A 20950-nucleotide genomic window follows, 5' to 3' on the forward strand; every position below is an offset into this window, starting at 1 on the left:
CTAGGCGAAAAACAAAATGTTACGTTGGATAAAGTAAAAGAGATAGTTGAAATGAGTTATTAATCTATATCTAGTTGGAATAGTGCTGTTTTTTGCGTTTCATATTTTTAAAAGTTCACATTTTATCGTCTAAAAATGAGTATTTTTGAAACATTAAAAATTGATATTTCATGAGTGATTCTCCAAAATTTGCAGTTATTGGCGGTGGAAGTTGGGCAACAGCAATAGCAAAAATGCTGTGTGTTAATTTACCAGAAATAGCATGGTACATGAGAAGTCAATCTGCAATTGACCATATAAAAACAGAGAAACACAACCCTAATTACCTAAGTTCTGTTGAGTTTGATGTCAATAAATTACTACTAACTAATGACATCAACGAAGCTGTTGCTTATGCCGATTATTTGATTTTTGCTATTCCCTCAGCTTTCCTTAGCACAGAATTAGAAAAACTCTCAGTTGATTTAAAAGACAAAGTAATATTCTCTGCCATTAAAGGTATTGTTCCTGAAACGTTCTTGATTGTAGGAGAACATTTTAATATAAAATTCGATATACCTTTTGAAAATATTGGGGTGATTACAGGTCCGTGTCACGCGGAAGAAGTAGCCTTGGAACGTCTTTCTTACTTAACAATTGCTTGTGGCGATGCAAAGAAGGCAAAAGTGGTAGCAAAAGTTCTTGCTAGTAACTACATTAAAACCAAAATCTCAGATGATATTATAGGCACCGAATATGCTGCTATGTTAAAAAATATTTATGCCATTGCTGCAGGAATTGCACATGGATTGGGTTATGGTGATAATTTCCAGTCTGTTATTATGAGTAATGCCATTCGAGAGATGAAAAAGTTTATCCGAAAAGTACACAAGATGAAACGTAACATTAATAATTCGGCTTACTTAGGGGATTTATTAGTGACTGGTTACTCTGTTTTCTCTAGAAATAGAATGTTTGGAAACATGATTGGAAAAGGTTACACCGTAAAATCAGCAATGATGGAAATGAGTATGGTTGCAGAGGGTTATTATGCTGTCAAAAGTGCCTACAAATTAAACCAAGAATATAAGGCCCAAACGCCAATTATAGATGCTGTTTATGAGATTTTGTATGAAGGAAAAGAGGCTAAAAAAGTATTTAAGAAACTAACTGAAAAACTAGATTAAGATGAGCGAAAGATGGAACTACCAAATTAAAATTGGATTGTTTTGGGGTTTATTCATGTCAATAATGTCAATTTTTATGAGTGAAAAAACATTGGCTGAAGAAATGGGGAACAGTAATATTTATTGGAAACTTATTCTAAATGTAGTTGTTGGAATATTTGTAATGGGTTATCTTTTTTGGAAAGGAAAAGATCCAAAAAACAACAGTTGGTCTACTTTTTTTAAAAGTAATAATAAAGAAAACGAGAACTAGTAATTTACCTAACTATTACTCCATCCATGAACAATATCGGAACTTCTTCTACATAATCGGGAGTGATGGATTGAGCTTTGAAGATGAATTTCTTATCATATAATGTGCCGCCTATAAAGTAAGTTACCATAAATTCATTGTTTAATCGCAATACTTTATTTTCAATCATCTCAATCTTCACAACAGATACTGCCGGAATTTGCAAAAAAGCATGACGTAATAGCGCCGTTTTTTTCATTTCCCCATCGAGTGTTCCAAAAGCTTTAGAAACGACCATTACGCTTTCTAAATCATAGTCAGAATCGTTGATGAGATATACATTCCAAACCTTATCCATGAAATCATCACTCCATTCTTGAATGGCAGCAAGGAAAACATTTTCTACGGTTGGAATTAATATGTCGGATTTCATAGGATTGTTGATTTTGATTAACGATTTTTGATTTTAGAACTTATAAAAATCTACATTCGACATTCGTCAATCATCATTCTTAAATCTAAATACTCGATTTGAATTGTTCCAAGAAACGCACGTCGTTTTCATAAAACATTCTAATATCGCTTATTTGGTATAATAACATAGCAATACGCTCAATTCCCATTCCGAAGGCAAAACCATTATATTCTTCAGGATTGATACCACAGTTTTTCAACACATTTGGATCCACCATTCCGCAACCCATAATTTCTAACCAACCCGTTCCTTTAGTGATACGATAGTCAGTTTCTGTTTTTAAACCCCAATAAATATCTACTTCTGCACTTGGTTCAGTAAAAGGGAAATAACTTGGTCTTAAACGAATTTTTGACTTGCCAAACATTTCTTCGGTGAAATATAAAAGTGTTTGTTTTAAGTCGGCAAAGGAAACGTCTTTGTCAATATACAATCCTTCTACTTGATGGAAAATACAGTGAGAACGCGATGAAACCGCTTCATTTCGAAAAACTCTTCCTGGAGATATAGTCCTAATTGGCGGTTTATGGTTTTCCATATAACGCACTTGAACAGACGAAGTATGGGTTCTAAGTAACACATCAGGATTCGTTTGTATAAAAAAGGTGTCTTGCATGTCTCTTGCAGGATGATATTCTGGTAAATTTAAGGCAGTGAAATTGTGCCAATCGTCCTCAATTTCTGGACCTTCTGAAACGTTGAAACCAATGGTAGAAAAAATATCAATAATTTGATTTTTTACCAATGATATTGGATGACGTGAACCGATGGTAATAGGCTCAGCGGGTCTTGATAAATCGCCATAGAAACTTTTTACTTCTTCTTTGCTTTCTAATTCTTCTTGAATGGTTTTTACCTTCTCTTCGGCAACCATTTTCAACGTATTGATAACTTGACCAAAATCTTTTTTCTGGTCGTTTGGAATATTTTTAAATTCAGAAAACAGTTCTTTTAATAAACCTTTACTTCCTAAGTATTTGATACGAAAATTTTCTAAAGCTTCTTTATTTTTTGTGTTGAATGCTTTAGCTTCTTCTATGTGTTCTTTAATCTTATCTATCATCAGTCATTTTGTAAAAGTGCAAATTTAGGTAAAAGTTCTGATTTTAGAATGATGATTAATGATTGCTGATGGCAGATTTTAAAAAAACTTCAAAAATCTTAAATCGTTAATCTCAAATCATCAATCAATAACTTCTCTTTCCATAAAATAGTTTACAATGGCTTCTTTCATCAAAACTGATTGTTCGCCTGCTTTTAGCGGAGGTAATTCTTCTTTTACATTGTAGTGTGGCCAACCTTCTTTGTCAACATAATCAAATTCATAGTAACCATAAGGTTCGAGCAAACGACAAATAGCTATGTGCATCAAGTTGAGTTTTTCATCTTTTTTAAAAGTTTGATGAACTTTACCTAATTCTTGAACACCAATCAAATATATTATAGCGTCTAAATCTAAAACATCTCCTTCAGCAAACTGATTAGAAAGAATTTGCACGACCTTTTCCCAGCGGTTTTTTAATTGTTCGTCTCTTGACACGTGAATTATGATTGTTGATTAACGATTTAAGATTTTTGAAGGATTTAATCGATATCAAAATTAGTGTGCAAAGATACACATACTGAACACTAATTCTTTATTTCTTTTATAGCATTTTCCTCAATCCAACCAGTAGTTTCATCAGTAAGTTCGATTTTTTTCCAGTTAGCAATGCTTTCTAAAATATAAACTTTTGTTCCTTCATGTAAAAGAAACGCATCATTACTTGAAGCTTTAGGCTCGCTTTTTACAGTCGCAGTTTCTGCAAAAACTATGGCTGGTTTTTCGTTATTTATTCGGTTTTTTTCATAAAAACCCGAGGCAGCACTAAGAAATATACCAAGTAACCAAACGAACATTCCAAAAAAGAAAATACGTTTCAAAATTGTTTTTTCTGAAAAATAATAACCAGCAAAAAAAGCTAAAAATAAAAAAGCAAATACAACGGCAATCCATGCCCAAGTGTCATAATAATATTTTGAGGTAAAATCAGCAATCAATTTGTTGAAACCAACTTTAGGAATGACTTTGATATCATCAATAGCCATTTTTCGAGCAAAATCAAGGTTTGTTTTAATTTCGTTATCATTGGGACTTAACAGTAATGCTTTTTCATAATTGTAAATAGCAGGCGCGACTTTGTGTAATTTATAATAACAATTGCCAAGGTTAAAATACACTTCAGCCGATTGTTTTCTTGAGTTTATGATATTTTCAAAACTTGAAATTGCCGCCTGATAATTTTCTTTTTGGTAGTATTGATTTCCTTGTTCAAAAGGAGATTGTGCCGTTATAATTTGTGTAAAGAATAACAATAAAAAAAATAGTTTCTTCATGATTATCGTTATTTAAGTTGTTTTTCAAGTTCTGAAATAATAGCAACAGCTTTTTCATAATCTTGTTGAATAGCGCTTTCCGAAGACATAGCATATCGAGCTAATTCACAATTTTCGGTTAACCTGATAAAATCAAGAATCGTTTCAGATTCAGCATTTTTTGATTTAAGAATTTCCGAAATTTTTTCTTTACTCATTTCTGAAGTTTCAATATTGAGTTTTGCTTTCAGGAAGTTGTGTAATGCTTTTTCCAAAGCAATATAAAACGGCTCTTTATTGCCTAAATGCTTTTTGGCTTCTGATAGATATTTCTTTGCCAAAGCATTAGACTTTTTGATTTTATTGCCTAGTATATCATTGTCTGAAGCTTCTTTTCTTCGTTTACCAACAATTAATAACGGTATGGCTAAAAATGGTAACATTACCAAAGAATAAAACAAACTTGACCCAAGAAAATCATCTTTTTCCTTTGGCTCTAAAATTGTTTGCTGTTTGTTGTAAGCAAATGTTTTTGCTACTTCTATTTTGTTTTTTGCAACATTATTTGGATTTGTTGTTCCAGAACTTGCAACGCTTGGACCATCTAAAACAGTAATGGTTATGGGTTGAGATGCTATTGTTTTGTAGTTATTGGTATTTAAATCAAAATAACTAAAGCGCAACGGTTTTATTTGATAATTGCCTTTATATTGAGGAATTATGGTGTATTTGTCAGCAATTTTTCCCGTCATTCCAGTTAATGGAGTTGATACTTTTTCATCGTGAACTGGATCATACATTTCTAGAGCTGAAGGTAAAACAGGTTTTGGCAACGTAAATAATTTCAAATTTCCGGTACCTACTACACTCAAATCTAAATCAAAAGACTCCCCATTTTTTAATAAGGTTTTAGAAGGTTTCACTCTAAAATCAAAACGTCCAACCGCACCTGTAAAATCATCGGGTTTCCCTTTTTCTGGCAATGCTTTTACAGTAATAATTTTGCTTCCGGCAGAAACTCTCTTGCTGTCTTCGGTCATCAAAGCTTGCCCCCAAAAATTTCTTCTGTTGGTTGGTACTTGACAATCTATATCTAAAGAAAGCGGTTCAATTTCTAGTTTTCCTGATTTTGTTGGATATAATACGGTTTTTCTTAATACTACATAACGATAACGCTCGCCTTTGAACATTCCGTCTTCGGCTTTCAGTTGTTTGATATCAATATTTTGGCTCCAAAAATCATTATATTTTGGTTTGTTTAATTCTCTCCAATTAGTTATTCCAATATTGTAGCTGAAATATAATTTATAAACTACAGTAATGGGTTCGTTGAGGTAAGGATTTGTTTTTGAAATATCAGCAACTAAATAAAGATTATCATCGGCACTGATGGCAGGCATTTCGTTTGGATCTTTTGGAATTTCAACCGCATTAGTTACGTTGATTTTTAACGGCGATGTTTTATAAACTTGACCATTGATTTCAATCGAAGCTTGTTTTATCGTTAATGCCCCTTTTTGTGTTGGCAATAAAATATAAATATAGGATTTGTTAAAGGTACTTCTTCCGTTTATCCATGATTGACTAACCGATTGACTTGGTCCGCCTACAACCCTAAAACCTGAGGCTTCAAAATTTGGCGGCTGAAAGTTATCCCCATCAGCATTCATGTTAAATTCTATTCGAAGCCTTTCGTTGACACCCAAAGAATTTTTGCTCACTTTGGCTTCAAATTGTACTTGAGCCCAAAGTGAATTGGTCATTAAAAATAGTAATATTATTATCCTTTTCATTTTCAAATTTTCAATTGGACTGATTTTCAAATTATTTTACCAATCTTTTTCAGCTTTTTTAGGATTGGCTTGAACTTTTTGTTTGTTAACTTTATCTTGAACTTTTTTCTCTTCGTTATTCACAGCGTCTAATAAGTTATTCAATCGTTGTTTAGAAACACCATTGGGTTGTGGTTGAGGTTTGTTTCCATTTTGATCTTTATTGTCTTGTTGATTTTTATCGTTTTTGCTGTCTTTTTTGTCCTTGTCTTTATCGTTTCCGTCTTTTTTGTCGTCTTTTTTGTCTTTGTCCTTATCTTTATCCTTCTTGTCTTTTTTGTCGTCTTTTTTATCTTTATCCTTGTTCTTTTTGTCATCTTTCTTTGGCGGATTGTTTTTCAAATATAATTTGGCCAAGGCATAGTTATAACGAGTTTCTTCATCGTTTGGATTGTTTCTGAGCGCATTTTTATAGGCTTCTACGGCACCTGAGTAATTTTTCTCTTTCATCAAAGTATTGCCTAAATTGTGAAAAGCTTGGTGTTTTTCTTCACGAGTTTTAGCATTTTTAAGTGCTTTAGCATAATGATATTTAGCTTCTTCGGCTTGATTTTGTCTATAGATAGCATTTCCTAAATTATATGGAGCAATAGATTTCTTGGGATTTTTGGCTTCTGAAATACGGTATTCAGTTTCAGCATCAGCATAATTTTTTTCAACGAAGGCATTATTCCCTTTTGGCAAATTTTTATCGTTTTCCTTTTTTTGGGCTTGCGCTAAAAAGGAAATCAGAAACAAACTATATAAAAATAACTTTTTCATTTATTCCTTTTCGTTAAATAAATTCATTTTTTTAACCCATTTGGTTCTCTTTTCTAAAATAATAACATCTAAAAATAACAAGAAAAAACCAAAGCCTAGAAACCACTGAAACTGCGATTTGAAATCAGCCATTTGCGTACTTTCAAATTCTGTTTTTTGTATATTATCTAAAGCATTTTTTACATAATCTAAAACGGTTTTTGTAGAATCTCCATCTACATAACCGCCTCCAGTTGCTTTTGCAATATTTTTTAGTACTTCTGAATCTCTTTTGGTGATGACAACTTCGCCATTATCATCCCTCTTAAAACTAGAGGTTATTCCGTTTTCTTTTAACGGAATTGGTCCTCCCTTTTCAGTTCCAACTCCAATAGTTATTATTTTTAGCCCTAATTTTTTTGCTTCTTCAGCAGCATCAACAGCATCGTTGGAATGATCTTCACCATCAGTAATAATGATGAGTAACTTATTAGTTTTATCTTTTTTATCTATGAAAGTTGTGGCTAAATTTATTGCTTGGTCAATTGAAGTTCCTTGTGCTGAGATTACCCCAGGATTCATTCCTTGTAAAAACATTTTGGCTACACTGTAATCTGTTGTAATTGGCAACACTGGAAAAGCACTGCCAGAATAAGCTATAATTCCTATTCTGTCACTTCCAAGATTGTTGATAATTTGAGAAACTAATTGTTTGCTTTTATCTAATCGACTTGGCGCCACGTCTTCGGCTAACATACTTTTTGAAACATCAATCGCAAAAATAATATCAATCCCTTCTCTTTTCACAGTTTCTAGTTTAGTACCAATTTTTGGATTTACTAAACCAATGATTAAAAAGGTCAAGCCTATAAGCAAAACTATAAATTTTAACACTGGTTTGAATACAGATTTCTCAGGACTCAATTTTTTGATTAAATCTAAGTCGCCAAATTCGCGTTGTTTTTTTCTTTTCCAGAATTGGACATACAAGAAAAGTGTTGTCAATACTGGAATGAATATCAAGAAATACAAATACCCTTTTTCTTCTAACTCGTACATAATTGTTTTATATAAAACTTCTGTAAATAGTGTTTCTTAATCCAAATTCTATCAAAACTAAAATACCAGCTATCCAAACAAATGGTCTGTATTTTTCGTCATAATCATAGAATCTTAATTCTTGAATTTCAGTTGTTTCTAATTTATTTATTTCGCTATAAATAGATTCTAATTTGCTATTGCTGTTCGCTCTGAAATATTTCCCCCCAGTATTCCCAGCAATCGCTTGTAATAAATTCACGTCTATCTCAACAGGCATCATTTTGAATAAAAAGCCGCCATTTGGCGAATAAGCATAGGGAAACAGGGCATCACCATTAGTTCCAATACCAATAGTGTAAACTTTTATACCATATTCTTTAGCAATTTGCGAAGCTGTTTCTGGCTCAATAAATCCTGCATTATTTACACCATCAGTTAGTAGAATTATAACTCTGCTTTTTGCTTTGCTATCTTTTAATCTGTTTACTGCCGTAGTTAAGCCCATTCCAATTCCGGTTCCGTCTTGCAGCACGTTGTCATATTTTATGCCTCTTATAGCGTCTTGGATGATAGCTTTGTCGCTTGTAACAGGTGTTTTAGTATAAGCTTCGGCGGCATAAACTACAATTCCTATTCTGTCATTTGGTCTTCCTTCCACAAAGTTGGCGGCAACTTTTTTTAATGCTTCCATGCGGTTGGGTTTTAAATCTTTGGCCAACATACTTCCCGAAACGTCAATTGCCATTACAATGTCAATTCCTTTAGTGGATTTGGTTTGGCTGCTTATGTCAACTTTTCTTGGTCGTGCCATTGCAATAATCAAAGAGCTTAAGGCTAATAATCGAAGCACAAACAAGAACGGTTTTAGTTTAGCTAATAATGATTTTTGTGATTTGAAACCATTCACGGAACTAATTTTCAATGTAGCGGTTTGTTGTTTTCTTTTCCAAATTTGCCAAGCTATAGCTAATGGAAGTAATAGAAACAACCAGAAAAATTCAGGATTTAAAAAACTTACTTCTTTCATGATTATTCTGTTGTTTGTAATTCTACTGAATTCAGCATTCTTTCAACTATTTGTTGCCCATATTTGTCTTCTTCTCTATGCATCACTAAAATGGTTTGTAAACCTCCATTTTGACTAAATAACAACAGTTCATAATACATCTTAGTTGATTTTCCTTTTATTTTATCTAAAACGGTCAAAGTTCCATAGGCTTTTTTACCCGAAATTCCTTTTTGGGTATCAAAATCTTCGGTCTTTGTAATAATGTTTTGTGCGCCTTGATTTTGTAGTAGATTCAAATAATTATCTGCTGTTTTATCTAAATCTATTTGTGTTTCTTTTTTGTATTTGATAGTAGAAACGGTGATATAAAAATCTTCTAAAATATTGCCGTAAACAAATGTTTGCATCTCTTTAATCATCGCTGCCGTTGTGTTTGGCAAAGATTTCAACGCATCTATTCTTTTTAAAACTTTTGGAGTTTCTACTTTTACTCCTGGATTTCCATATTCGCTATAAATCCATTCGCCTTCTACTAATTCTTTTGTTGGATTACCTAGGAAATTATCCTTTACATAGTCTATTCCTTTGAAATAGATTAAACCCATTAGTATTAGCATTAACATTCCTAAAACAATTCCAACTGTTGTAATAATTCTGTTACGTTTTTGTTTTTTAAGTTTTTGTAAGCGGGCTAGTTCTTTTTGTTGTTCGTTCCAAAGTGCTAATTCATCGTTTTCTTCAACAATTTCTGGAATAGATTTGTGAATGGTTACAATAGAACTTGAAATGCGTTTTTTATCCTCTTCAATTTCGTAATCTAATGGTTTTACTTTAGCAAATTTTACTAAATCTGCTTGTTTTAAAACTTTCTCTAAGTTTTCAACTGTCTCGTTTGAGAGTTTTAATTTCTTTTGTTTGGAAGCTTTTCGTAATCCTTCAATGAGTTCCGAAGTAGTACTTTCCATGGCTGGAATATTGATTTCTTCTTCAATATAATTACGGGCAATGTCGGTTAGTTCCGAATAATAATCTTTGATTTCTCCTTTTTGCCAGAGCTCTTTTGTTTCTAACTGTTGTAATAAAGTAGTTGCTTTTTCAATAGGTGATTTGAAAACAATTTCTTCAACTTTGGGTTGATTTAGTCTTTTCTTAATGAATTTATAAATAAAAAATCCAGCAACAGTTATCGCTAATAAAATTAAAATATAAATCCACCAGGTTCCCAAGGGGCTTTCTACTTCAGCAATGTCTTTGATGTCATACATTTTTTGTTTTAATGTATCTACTTGGATAGTATTAACTTCTACTTTAATGCTATCAGAAAAAATAGGTTTTCCGTTTATTAAAACAGGAATTTTTGGAATGATATATTTACCACTGTCAAATTGAGTTAATCCGTATTTTTTGATTAATTCATAACGAGCACCGTTTTTAACGGTATCAATCTTGTAGGATTGAATTACTTCTAAAGCTCCAAAATTCTTAGCTTCAGGGAATTTTACTTTATATAAAGTATCAACATCTGTTTTTAAAGTAAGCTTAAATTCAGCACCAATTTTTTTCTTAGTAGAATCAATTGATGTTGTCACCTTTTGAGCAAAAAGTGACGTTGATAGGAGTAAAAGAAATATATATATTTTGAACTTCATTATAATTGTTGATAGAAGATTAACGATTTTTGATTTCAGAATTTGTTTTAGCAGTTTTAATACTTGAAACAAAGATTGATATAAGCTCGTTGACTTTTATTTTTAATTTATTGATTAATTCTATGTTGGTTGTTAGTTTTGCTCTTTCAATAATTTTCAAACAATTAAAAGTTTCTCTTAATTCTTTTAGGAAAATACCCATTTTGTGAATAAAATCTTTTTTGCTTTCTGCACTTTGTGCTTCACCATAATTTAAAGCAGGTGAAGTTGATGAACGGACAATTTGTCCAACCAAATGATTTCCAGAATATGATTTATCAACATGACTTGTAAATAAAATTATGTTGGAGGCAAAATCAATCAATCGTTCTTCTAATTTAAATTTGTCCATTTCAATCCTAATAAATCTGCAATCTTAAATCATTAATCTTATTTCTCTATCTTGATTTAAAATAACTCAACAATTTTGTCACATAACTTTCGTCAACACGAGTATTCACTGTCCCCGAACCGCATTTTGAAAAGATGTCTTTGAAGTAATTTACTTTATTTTGATATTCTTTTTCGTAACTCAAACGTACTTTTTTCGAACTCGTATTGACCACCAAAATCTCTCCAGTTTCGGCATCTTCCATTTCCACCATGCCGATGTTTGGTATTTTTTCTTCGCGGATGTCATACACTCGAATTCCTGTTAAATCGTGCTTTTTGCTGGCAATTTTCAATGTTTTTTCATAATCATCATCCACCATGAAATCTGAAATCACAAACACTATGGCTTTCTTTTTTTGTGTTCCCGATAAAAATTTCAACGCCTGAGATAAATCGGTTTTATTGCTTTTGGGTTGGAATTCTATTAGTTCGCGAATGATGCGCAACACATGTGATTTTCCTTTTTTTGGTGGAATGTACAATTCAATTTGGTCTGAAAATAATATTAACCCAATTTTATCATTGTTCTGTGTAGCCGAAAACGCCATTGTTGCAGCAATTTCAGTAACAATTTCGCTTTTTAATTGGTTTTTGGTACCAAAACTTTCTGAACCAGAAATGTCCACCATCAACATCATGGTTAACTCGCGTTCTTCCTCAAAAACTTTTACATGTGCTTCATTGTATCGCGCAGTAACATTCCAATCGATAGCACGAATATCATCACCATATTGGTATTGACGCACTTCCGAAAAAGTCATTCCACGACCTTTGAACGACGTGTGATATTCTCCCGAGAAAATGTGATCGCTCAATCTTCGGGTTTTGATTTCTATTTTACGAACTTTTTTTAGTAAATCCTTAGTTTCCATTTTTTCAGTTGTCGGTTGTCGGTTGTCGTTTGTCAGTGTTTTAGCAATGATAATTAGCTAACTGGTAACAGAAAACGGATAACTGACTAAGGTACTTCAATTTCATTTACAATTTTGTTGATGATGTCAACCGAAGTGATGTTTTCGGCTTCAGCTTCATAGGTAATTCCTATTCTATGACGCAATACGTCATGCACTACCGCACGAACATCTTCTGGAATAACATAACCACGACGTTTGATAAACGCATAACACTTAGCAGCATTTGCTAAATTGATACTTCCACGAGGAGATGCTCCGAAACTGATAAGCGGTTTAAGACTTTCTAATTTGTATTTCTCAGGATAACGAGTAGCAAAGATGATGTCTAGAATGTATTTTTCAATTTTTTCATCCATATATACTTCGCGAACCGCTTCTTGTGCACGAAGAATTTGGTCAACTGAAACTACAGCATTTACTTTTTCGTAAGCACCTTTTAAGTTTTGGCGAATAACCATTCTTTCTTCGTCAATTTTTGGATAATCAATAACAGTTTTAAGCATGAAACGATCCACTTGGGCCTCTGGTAAAGGATAAGTTCCTTCTTGCTCAATTGGGTTTTGAGTGGCTAAAACTAAAAACGGTCTGTCCAATTTAAAAGTAGTGTCGCCAATAGTTACTTGCTTTTCCTGCATCGCTTCAAGCAAAGCCGATTGCACTTTGGCTGGCGCACGATTAATTTCATCTGCTAGAACGAAGTTGGCAAAAATAGGTCCTTTTTTTATGGAAAACTCATTGGCTTTAATGTTATAAATCATTGTTCCCACAACATCGGCTGGCAATAAATCGGGCGTAAATTGAATTCTGCTAAAACTTCCTTGAACCGCTTGAGATAATGTGTTTATTGCTAAAGTTTTTGCCAAACCAGGAACTCCTTCCAAAAGAATATGTCCTTGTCCTAAAAGTCCAATTAATAAACGCTCTACCATGTGTTTTTGACCTACAATAACTTTGTTCATTTCTGTAGTCAACAATTCAATAAAAGCACTTTCTCTTTCAATTTTCTCATTAATTGCTCTAATGTCTAAAGCAGTACCAATTTCTTCCATAGTTACTCTATTTATTCTAAAATGTGTCAGTTATAAATTTAATAATTCAAAAATGAAAATTTAATCTCTTACAAGATGTTAAGAATGCGTTAAAACTTTACAAAACACCAGAATTTTAAGGATGATTTATGATTTTCTTTTTATAATTTTAAGACCGATTAGGGTTTTGAATTTTTTTTACAAAAAAAAACAAATTATTTTAAAAACCAATAACTCCAAATATTATTAATACAACTCTAAAAAATAACGAAATGCAAACTAAACTTTCGTCTATAGTAGCCGGAACTATGAATTGGGGAATATGGGATAAAAAATTGAATACTTATGAAATGTCACACATCATAAACGCATATGTTGAGAATAGAATATCCACTTTTGACCATGCTGATATTTATGGAAATTACACCACCGAAGCCGATTTTGGTAAAGCTTTTATCCAAAGTAAAACAGCAAGAGAAAAAGTTCAATTCATATCAAAATGTGGTATCCAGAATACTGGCGCACGAAATAATTCAATAAAGTATTATGATTACTCTAGAGACTACATCATTTGGTCAGTGGAGAATTCATTAAAAAATTTGCAAACCGATTATTTGGATGTATTGTTATTGCATCGTCCAAGTCCATTAATGGAAGCAGATGAAATTGCGGAAGCGGTGGAAAAACTAAAAAAAGAAGGTAAGATTCTTGACTTTGGGTTATCCAATTTTACAGCATCTCAAACCGAGCTTATTCGTCAAAAAACGGAAATAAGTTATAACCAAATTCAGTTTTCGGCAACCCATTATGAATCTATGTTGGACGGAAGTTTTGATTATATGCAATTGCATAACATTCGTCCCATGTCATGGAATCCTCTAGGAACCGTTTTTAGAGAAGACATTGAACAAACCCGACGCTTGAAAAAACTGTTGGTTCAATTGGTAGAAAAATACCATTTGGGTTCCGACACTATTTTATTGGCTTGGATTTTAAAACATCCAGCAAAAGTTATCCCCGTGGCTGGCACCGTAAATATTGCTCGAATTCAAGCCTTAATGAAAGCGGTTGAATTGGATTTAGAACAAGAAGATTGGTTTGCCATTTGGACGGAAAGTATGGGGAGTAAAGTGCCTTAATGATTGCAGAGTGTTGATTAACGATTGCAGATTTTTGAATTAAATCTGTAATCAAAAATCGTTATTCTTAAATCAAAAAATCAAATGATAAACAAACGTCTTCTTATTAAAAACCTACTGGCTCACAATGATGAGAGTAGTTTTTATGACAAGAAGCGACAGTTAAATCTGCATACAAAAGAAGGTAAAGCTAAGTTTTTAAAACACATTTGCGCTTTGTCAAATTCTAATCCTTCTAATAATTCCTATATAGTTGTGGGAGTAGAAGACCAAGATAACGAAATTACCGGCGATGACTTTTTTGACGATAGCCGAATACAAAACTTGGTTAATGCGTATCTAGAAAATCCTCCAAAAATTCAATACGAAAATGTGCCGTTTCCTAACTTGCCAAAAGACAGAGTTGTTGGATTAGTAACGATAAAGCCAAAGCATAAAGTGTCTTTTTTTAAGAAAAACATTCATACTATTTTAGCCAACACCGTTTTCGTTCGAAGAGGAAGTAATTCGATGCCCACGGAAGAGAAAATTCCACATTCCAAACAAAATATTGAAACCGTTATCAGTATTGAAAACAGTTCAAGAAACAGCATTGCCTATACGCTTGACGGCGTTATAGATTTTACGAATAATCGTCACAAAGACATGCCTTCAAAATATAAAGTTTTCAAAGAACTTTTTGTGATTTGTTGGGCCGGAATTCCCAAGAAAATTAGAGATACAACCTATTTATCCAGAGTTGATATAGAGCTGATTAATGAGCAGGTAAAACTGTTTTATTCAGCACATGATGTGGTTACTATAAGTTATGACGAGCAAAGTTTTACTATAATTGAATACGTTCCTCTTGGGCTGAACGACAAAACTAGCTACTATCCATTGGAAAAATTAACGATACATTTTTTTGATAACGGATATTATAAAATGGAAACCCAAATGCTTTTTGAACCTCCAGCGTTTAACAAAAAAATACTACATCATATTTATAATTCTACTATTGTTTTAATTAATAAATTGCAAAAAGGATTTCTCCTCTCAGAAAGTGAAGAAAAGGATTTGGAAAACTTATCCTCTACTCTAATGATATGTTATTTAAATGGTTTTAATGATGCCAAACAAAAATTAATTGAAGTTAAACCTTTTTTAAAAGCACAAAAAAAGCCAATAATTTATCTTAGTTTTAAAGAAGCAATGCGAATTTTAAGAAAAATGAAATACAATAAAAATAATGAGTAGAATATTAGTAATAGGGGATATTCACGGCGGATTACGTGCGTTGCATCAAATTATAGAAAGAGCCAAAGTGACTAAAGAAGATAATCTTATTTTCCTCGGAGATTATGTAGATGGATGGAGTGAATCCCCACAAGTTATAGATTATTTGATACATTTAAATAAAAAACAAAACTGTATTTTTATCAGAGGGAATCATGATGAGCTATTGTTAGATTGGTTAACCGGAAACACTAAAAATTTTGATGAAAAAACATGGTTTAAACATGGAGGAGAGGCAACAATTACAGCCTATTCATCAATTTCAGAGGAAACAAAAAAAGAGCATATTCAGTTTCTAAAATCACTTCAAAATTATTATTTAGATTCTAAAAACCGTTTATTTATTCATGCGGGTTTTACCAATATGAACGGTATTACTTATGAATATTTTCCCAAATTATTTTATTGGGACAGAACGCTTTGGGAAACAGCTTTATCAATGGATTCATCTATTCCGAAAGAAAGTTTATTGTATCCAAAAAGATTGACTTTATATAATGAAATTTATATTGGTCATACTCCTGTAACTAAAATTGAAAAAACAATTCCTATCCAAAAAGCATGTGTTTGGAACATCGATACTGGCGCAGCTTTTAATGGACCATTAACTATAATGGATATAGAAACAAAGGAATTTTGGCAAAGCGAACCATTGATGGATTTGTATTTTAATGAAAAAGGCAGAAATTGATTTAATTATTTACTTTTGAAGTAAATTAATAGAAAATGAAAAAACTAATTACAATATTGGCTTCAGTTATAATAAGTTTCGCAAACGCTCAGGCTTATAAGGGGAAAGGAGACACAAAATTTCAAGTTGGATCAAGTTTTCAAAGTGGTGGTTCAGGAATTCATGTTAGCACTGACCTAGGAATTGGAGAAAACATGTCTTATGGATTTGTAGCTTCCTATTTGCTAAAAGTATCGGAAGGAAACATAAGTAATGTAAAATTTGGCGACAGATTTGATTGCAAAGCTAGATTTAATGCCAATATTGGTAATGTATTAGGATTAGATAAAAAAATGGATGTTTATCCGGGATTAGATTTAGGATTAAAAAACTTTGGAGCGCATTTAGGTTTTAGATATTTTTTCACACAGGGTTTTGGTTTGTATACCGAAGCCGGAATTCCATTGGCAAAATACGACTCAAATGTTCAAGGATTTGAAGAATATAATAATCAGTTTGTGTTTCAAATAGGAGCATCATTTAATTTATAAGATATGAGTGTTATCGACCAAAGATTAGACGAAAGAAGCGGTTCTAAATGTGAATTGTGTGGTTCGAAAGATGATTTAAGAATTCATTTAACAAAAGAAGAAGCCATTTCACTCGACAATTCTGTCTTGGTTTGCTTCACGTGCAAAAACCAAATAGAAAACACTACAGCAACAGATCCAAATCATTGGAGATGTCTTAGCGATAGTATGTGGAATGAAAATAAGCCTGTGCAAGTTGTTGTATGGAGAATGCTAAACAGACTGAGAGCGGAGGGTTGGCCACAAGATTTGTTGGATATGATGTATCTTGATGAAGCAACCTTAATTTGGGCAGGTGCCACTGGCGAAGGTGAAGAAGGTAAGATTGTACATAAAGACAGTAATGGCACTATTCTTAAAGATGGTGACTCAGTTGTTTTGATCAAAGATTTAGATGTAAAAGGAGCCAACTTTACGGCAAAGCGAGGAGCAGCCGTTCATAACATAAAATTAGTTTGGGACAATGCCAATCAAATTGAAGGGAGAGTCGAAGGACAGCATATTGTTATTTTAACGCAATACGTTAAGAAAACAAAGTAAATAGTAGATAACAGTAACAAAAAAGTGAATAGCCTATTATGACTAATCACTTTTTACTAATTACTAATTTTTTACAAATCAAATTTAATCCCCTGTGCTAATGGCAATTGATCAGAATAGTTTATCGTATTGGTTTGTCTTCTCATATAGACTTTCCAAGCATCGGAACCTGATTCTCTTCCGCCACCTGTTTCTTTTTCTCCCCCAAAAGCACCGCCAATTTCAGCACCAGAAGTTCCAATATTTACATTGGCAATGCCGCAATCTGAACCTGCAAAAGACAAGAATTTTTCAGCTTCTTTCATTTCGTTGGTCATAATAGCAGACGATAAACCTTGAGCAACACCATTTTGCAGTGTAATAGCATTTTCAACTTCGCCACTATATTTCATTAAATATAAAATAGGTGCAAAAGTTTCATGTTGAACGATTTCAAAAGAGTTTTCAGCTTCGATAATCGCTGGTTTTACATAACAACCCGATTCGTAACCTTCTCCTGAAAGAACTCCTCCTTCAATCAATACTTTTCCGCCTTCAGCTTTCGCTTTTTCAATGGCAGCTAAATAAGTATTTACAGCATCCGTGTCAATTAATGGGCCAATGTGATTTTTTTGATCCAATGGATTTCCAATAGTCAATTGACCATAAGCACCCACAATGGCATCTCTTACTTTATCATATACCGTTTCGTGGATAATCAATCTTCTTGTAGAAGTACAACGTTGCCCTGCTGTTCCTACCGCACCAAAAACAGCCCCTGGAACCACCACTTTTAAATCAGCTGTTGGTGTAATAATAATAGCATTATTTCCGCCTAATTCTAATAAAGATTTTCCGAAACGTTGTGCAACCGTTGCTCCAACAATTCTTCCCATTCTAGTAGAACCAGTAGCAGAAATTAAAGGAATTCTAGTATCAGTAGTCATCATTTCGCCTACTTTATAGTCACCGTTGATGATACATGAAATACCTTCAGGTAAATTATTTGCTTTTAAAACTTCGGCGATAATATTTTGACACGCAATAGAACAAAGAGGCGCTTTTTCAGAAGCTTTCCATACACAAACATCACCACAAATCCATGCTAATGCCGTGTTCCAAGCCCAAACCGCTACAGGAAAGTTAAAAGCCGAAATAATTCCAACCACACCAATTGGATGCCATTGTTCTCTCATCACGTGACCTGGGCGTTCAGACGGAATAGTTTGTCCGTTTAATTGACGGGATAATCCCACAGCAAAATCGCAGATGTCAATCATTTCTTGAACCTCTCCGTAACCTTCTTGCAATGATTTTCCCATTTCATAAGAAACTAATTTCCCTAGAGGTTCTTTTAATTCTCTTAATTTATTTCCAAATTGACGCACAATTTCGCCACGTTGTGGTGCAGGCATTGCTCTAAATTTTAGAAAAGCAGCTGTTGCCGTTTGCATTACTTTTTCATAATCAGCAGCTGTGGTTGTTTTTACTTTTCCTATTAGTTGACCATCAACTGGCGAATAACTTTCGATGATTTCTCCGTTTGAAAAATGATTATTTCCTGATGATGTTCCTTCGTTGATGGCTTTTACGCCAAGTATTTCTAGAGCTTCGGTCATGCCGAATTGTTTTGCAATTGTTGACATTATATTATTAGTTTGTTTAAAATTTCAGTAAAAGTAATTGATTTTTTGAGATTATTTTGCCACAAATTTAGGATCATTTTCCATTACAGTTCCACAGTTAGTACAAGTTTTTAATGCAATAGAATTATAGAAATGATCAAAGTGTTTTTGAAAATCATTCTCAATATTATGTAATTCAAAGTAAATGTCATAGAGTTTATGATTACAATTTTCGCAGAACCAAAGCAATCCATCTTTTGCTCCTTCTGCCAATCGTTTCCTTTCTATTACTAAACCAACTGAGCCCTCTGTTCTTGACGGCGAATGAGGCACTTTGGCAGGGTGCAAATACATATCTCCTGCAGAAAGTTTCATGGCTTTCTTTTCGCCATTTTCCTGAATGTAAATAATTATTTCGCCTTCCAGTTGATAGAATAATTCTTCGGTTTCGTTGTAATGATAGTCTTTTCGGGCATTTGGGCCCGCAACAACCATTACGATATAATCTTCAGAATCAATATAAAGATTTTTGTTACCTACTGGAGGTTTTAGTAGGTGACGGTTTTCATTTATCCACTTGTTGAGGTTGAAGGGTTTTGCTATTGCCATTGGTTAATTTTTCATGTAAAGTTATAAAAATAAAAAAGTCCCAATTATATTGAGACTTTAAATATTATTTAATTTCTTTTATCAAATAAATATAGGCGGGGAAGTGATCACTAAAACCTATTTCGTTCATTCCGTGTCGCAAAGGATATCCTTTATATTGGCCAGTTGTAGTTATCATGTAGGGTTTGTTATAAATACCAGCTTTCCAATAACGATACGAAGAAAAATCTTTTTGAATTAAGGTTTCTGAAACCATAATTTGGTCAAAAATATCTCCAGCATCACGGTAGAAAAGAGTGGCATTTCCTTTATAGAACATTTCCTCAAACGGATTGTAAATACCAAATCGTTTTACTTCTTCTTTATGTCGTTTTGCGCCAATACCTTCTTTTACACTTTTGTTGTAGGTTCCATCATTCAAATCGCCCATGGCAATGATTTTGGCATTTGGATTGATTTTATAAATAGAATCGATTATTTTCCTGTTTAATCTACCAGCTGCTTCACGGAATGGAGAACTTTTCTTTTCACCACCAGAACGAGATGGCCAGTGGTTTACCATAACATTCACTTCTTCGCCATCTAAAAATCCAGTAACCAACAATATATCACGAGTGTAAACACGGTCTAAGTCTTTGTCAATTTCTGATTTATCATCAGAGGCATCATCATTTACGTTTTTCTCTTTGGCAGTCGAATTTAATTGATTTTTGTAGATCAATAAAGGAATGTTTTTATAGCTAGTGGGTTTAAAATGCTTTTTTTGATATAACAATGCAACATCAATTCCTCTGAAGTCAGGAGAATCAAAGTGAACAATGCCATAATCTTTATTGATTAAAGCAGGTTCTTTTATTAAATCTTCGAGTACACCTCTGTTTTCAATTTCTGCACCTCCTATCAGTGTTGGGGAATTATTAGGATTATCAGTTGTTCCAATTTCTGAAAGTACGCGTGCTAAATTATGTAGTTTTTTCAGATATTTTTCGGAAGTCCAGTTTTGAATACCATTTGGCAACCATTCTTCATCAAGATTTGAACCATTAATGGTATCGAATAAATTTTCAAAATTATAAAAAGCAACAGTATGCACTATATATTTTTTTGCTTGTGCATTTGCTCCAGAAATTAGGAATAAAACAAAGAAAAGAGCTATAAATCTTCTAATTTTCATAATAGTTATATTAATTTTATATCAAGTTTTTATAAACTTTGTGCCAAAAGTAGATAATATTATTAAAAGATGTACATTTGTCGGCTTTAAGTTTTTATTAAGACTTGGCTAAAAAAATTAACCTTATATAATTTATGAAAAAACTTGTTATTAGTACTTTATTTGTATTACAGGTTGTTTTTGTTTTTGCCCAATCAACGGGTTTCACAGGAAAAGTCGTAGACTCAAAAACTCAAAAACCGCTACAAAATGTAGTAGCTTCTATTCAAAACACCAATCAAACAACTTTTACAGATGCTGCTGGTGTTTTTAGCTTTAAAGAATTGACACAAGGGAGTCAATTATTACAAATAAAAAGTGCTGGGTATAAAGACCAGCTATTATCTGTAGAAGTTGAAACTTTAAAAATCTTAGATCTAGGAATTATTGTTTTAGAGGAAGACATTAGTTCAGAACAACAATTAAGTTTGATTAC

23 protein-coding genes are annotated in these 20950 nt (G+C 32.8%); 8 read left to right on the top strand and 15 right to left on the bottom strand.

Annotation, left to right across the window (positions count from 1 at the left end; all coding sequences use genetic code 11):
• Positions 1-170 precede the first annotated feature (170 nt).
• Positions 171-1166, top strand: a complete 996-nt coding sequence (locus ACOYLT_RS04855; RefSeq protein ID WP_422852729.1) for an NAD(P)H-dependent glycerol-3-phosphate dehydrogenase — start codon at positions 171-173, stop codon at positions 1164-1166.
• A gap of 1 nt (position 1167) precedes the next feature.
• Positions 1168-1419: a hypothetical protein gene (locus tag ACOYLT_RS04860; protein WP_422852730.1), complete on the top strand. Its 252-nt coding sequence runs from the start codon at positions 1168-1170 to the stop codon at positions 1417-1419.
• 4 nt (positions 1420-1423) lie between these two features.
• Here ACOYLT_RS04860 and ACOYLT_RS04865 read toward each other — a convergent pair whose 3' ends face one another.
• The 12 genes from ACOYLT_RS04865 to ACOYLT_RS04920 form a co-directional block, all read right to left on the bottom strand.
• Positions 1424-1831, bottom strand: coding sequence for a hypothetical protein (locus tag ACOYLT_RS04865; protein ID WP_422852731.1), 408 nt, complete (start codon positions 1829-1831; stop codon positions 1424-1426).
• Between the two features lie 85 nt (positions 1832-1916).
• Positions 1917-2936: a phenylalanine--tRNA ligase subunit alpha gene (gene pheS / locus ACOYLT_RS04870; protein ID WP_422852732.1), complete on the bottom strand. Its 1020-nt coding sequence runs from the start codon at positions 2934-2936 to the stop codon at positions 1917-1919.
• A 120-nt stretch (positions 2937-3056) separates the two neighbouring features.
• Entirely contained in the window at positions 3057-3413 is a 357-nt protein-coding gene (locus tag ACOYLT_RS04875; protein ID WP_422852733.1) for a hypothetical protein, read from the bottom strand.
• A gap of 89 nt (positions 3414-3502) precedes the next feature.
• Entirely contained in the window at positions 3503-4249 is a 747-nt protein-coding gene (locus ACOYLT_RS04880) for a tetratricopeptide repeat protein (protein ID WP_422852734.1), read from the bottom strand.
• A gap of 8 nt (positions 4250-4257) precedes the next feature.
• Positions 4258-6021 carry a BatD family protein gene (locus ACOYLT_RS04885; protein ID WP_422852735.1) on the bottom strand — a complete coding sequence of 588 codons (1764 nt, stop codon included), beginning with the start codon at positions 6019-6021 and terminating at the stop codon, positions 4258-4260.
• Positions 6022-6057: 36 nt separating this feature from the next.
• Complete coding sequence (locus tag ACOYLT_RS04890) at positions 6058-6822, bottom strand: tetratricopeptide repeat protein (RefSeq protein WP_422852736.1); 765 nt, start codon at positions 6820-6822, stop codon at positions 6058-6060.
• Positions 6823-7860: a VWA domain-containing protein gene (locus ACOYLT_RS04895; RefSeq protein WP_422852737.1), complete on the bottom strand. Its 1038-nt coding sequence runs from the start codon at positions 7858-7860 to the stop codon at positions 6823-6825.
• Positions 7861-7867: 7 nt separating this feature from the next.
• Positions 7868-8869 carry a vWA domain-containing protein gene (locus tag ACOYLT_RS04900; protein ID WP_422852738.1) on the bottom strand — a complete coding sequence of 334 codons (1002 nt, stop codon included), beginning with the start codon at positions 8867-8869 and terminating at the stop codon, positions 7868-7870.
• 2 nt (positions 8870-8871) lie between these two features.
• Complete coding sequence (locus ACOYLT_RS04905; RefSeq protein ID WP_422852739.1) at positions 8872-10500, bottom strand: hypothetical protein; 1629 nt, start codon at positions 10498-10500, stop codon at positions 8872-8874.
• Between the two features lie 19 nt (positions 10501-10519).
• Positions 10520-10891: a four helix bundle protein gene (locus ACOYLT_RS04910; RefSeq protein WP_422852740.1), complete on the bottom strand. Its 372-nt coding sequence runs from the start codon at positions 10889-10891 to the stop codon at positions 10520-10522.
• 46 nt (positions 10892-10937) lie between these two features.
• On the bottom strand, positions 10938-11804 hold the full coding sequence (locus ACOYLT_RS04915; protein WP_422852741.1) for a DUF58 domain-containing protein: 867 nt from the start codon (positions 11802-11804) through the stop codon (positions 10938-10940).
• Between the two features lie 86 nt (positions 11805-11890).
• Positions 11891-12895 carry an AAA family ATPase gene (locus ACOYLT_RS04920; protein WP_422852742.1) on the bottom strand — a complete coding sequence of 335 codons (1005 nt, stop codon included), beginning with the start codon at positions 12893-12895 and terminating at the stop codon, positions 11891-11893.
• 251 nt (positions 12896-13146) lie between these two features.
• Here ACOYLT_RS04920 and ACOYLT_RS04925 point away from each other — a divergent pair, with 251 nt between their 5' ends.
• The 5 genes from ACOYLT_RS04925 (at position 13147) to ACOYLT_RS04945 (ending at position 17088) form a co-directional block, all read left to right on the top strand.
• Entirely contained in the window at positions 13147-14013 is an 867-nt protein-coding gene (locus tag ACOYLT_RS04925) for an aldo/keto reductase (RefSeq protein WP_422852743.1), read from the top strand.
• A gap of 84 nt (positions 14014-14097) precedes the next feature.
• Positions 14098-15249 (top strand): ATP-binding protein, encoded by a 1152-nt coding sequence (locus ACOYLT_RS04930; RefSeq protein WP_422852744.1) that lies wholly within the window; start codon positions 14098-14100, stop codon positions 15247-15249.
• Entirely contained in the window at positions 15242-15979 is a 738-nt protein-coding gene (locus tag ACOYLT_RS04935; protein WP_422852746.1) for a metallophosphoesterase family protein, read from the top strand. Before ACOYLT_RS04930 ends, ACOYLT_RS04935 begins: the two co-directional genes overlap by 8 nt.
• A 35-nt stretch (positions 15980-16014) precedes the next feature.
• Complete coding sequence (locus ACOYLT_RS04940; RefSeq protein ID WP_422852747.1) at positions 16015-16509, top strand: DUF6646 family protein; 495 nt, start codon at positions 16015-16017, stop codon at positions 16507-16509.
• A 3-nt stretch (positions 16510-16512) separates the two neighbouring features.
• On the top strand, positions 16513-17088 hold the full coding sequence (locus tag ACOYLT_RS04945; RefSeq protein WP_422852748.1) for a PhnA domain-containing protein: 576 nt from the start codon (positions 16513-16515) through the stop codon (positions 17086-17088).
• A 71-nt stretch (positions 17089-17159) separates the two neighbouring features.
• Here the strand turns inward: ACOYLT_RS04945 and ACOYLT_RS04950 are convergent, their stop codons facing one another.
• The 3 genes from ACOYLT_RS04950 to ACOYLT_RS04960 form a co-directional block, all read right to left on the bottom strand.
• Positions 17160-18713 (bottom strand): aldehyde dehydrogenase family protein, encoded by a 1554-nt coding sequence (locus ACOYLT_RS04950; RefSeq protein WP_422852749.1) that lies wholly within the window; start codon positions 18711-18713, stop codon positions 17160-17162.
• Positions 18714-18764: 51 nt separating this feature from the next.
• Positions 18765-19301: a 3-hydroxyanthranilate 3,4-dioxygenase gene (locus ACOYLT_RS04955; protein WP_422852750.1), complete on the bottom strand. Its 537-nt coding sequence runs from the start codon at positions 19299-19301 to the stop codon at positions 18765-18767.
• 64 nt (positions 19302-19365) lie between these two features.
• Positions 19366-20475 carry an endonuclease/exonuclease/phosphatase family protein gene (locus ACOYLT_RS04960; RefSeq protein ID WP_422852751.1) on the bottom strand — a complete coding sequence of 370 codons (1110 nt, stop codon included), beginning with the start codon at positions 20473-20475 and terminating at the stop codon, positions 19366-19368.
• A 134-nt stretch (positions 20476-20609) separates the two neighbouring features.
• Between ACOYLT_RS04960 and ACOYLT_RS04965 the strand changes: the two genes are divergently transcribed.
• Positions 20610-20950, top strand: a 341-nt coding sequence (locus tag ACOYLT_RS04965; RefSeq protein ID WP_422852752.1) for a carboxypeptidase-like regulatory domain-containing protein, incomplete at its 3' end; no start/stop codon positions are given.

The sequence above is a fragment of the Flavobacterium sp. genome (genome assembly GCF_049318185.1).
Taxonomy (GTDB): Bacteria; Bacteroidota; Bacteroidia; order Flavobacteriales; family Flavobacteriaceae; genus Flavobacterium.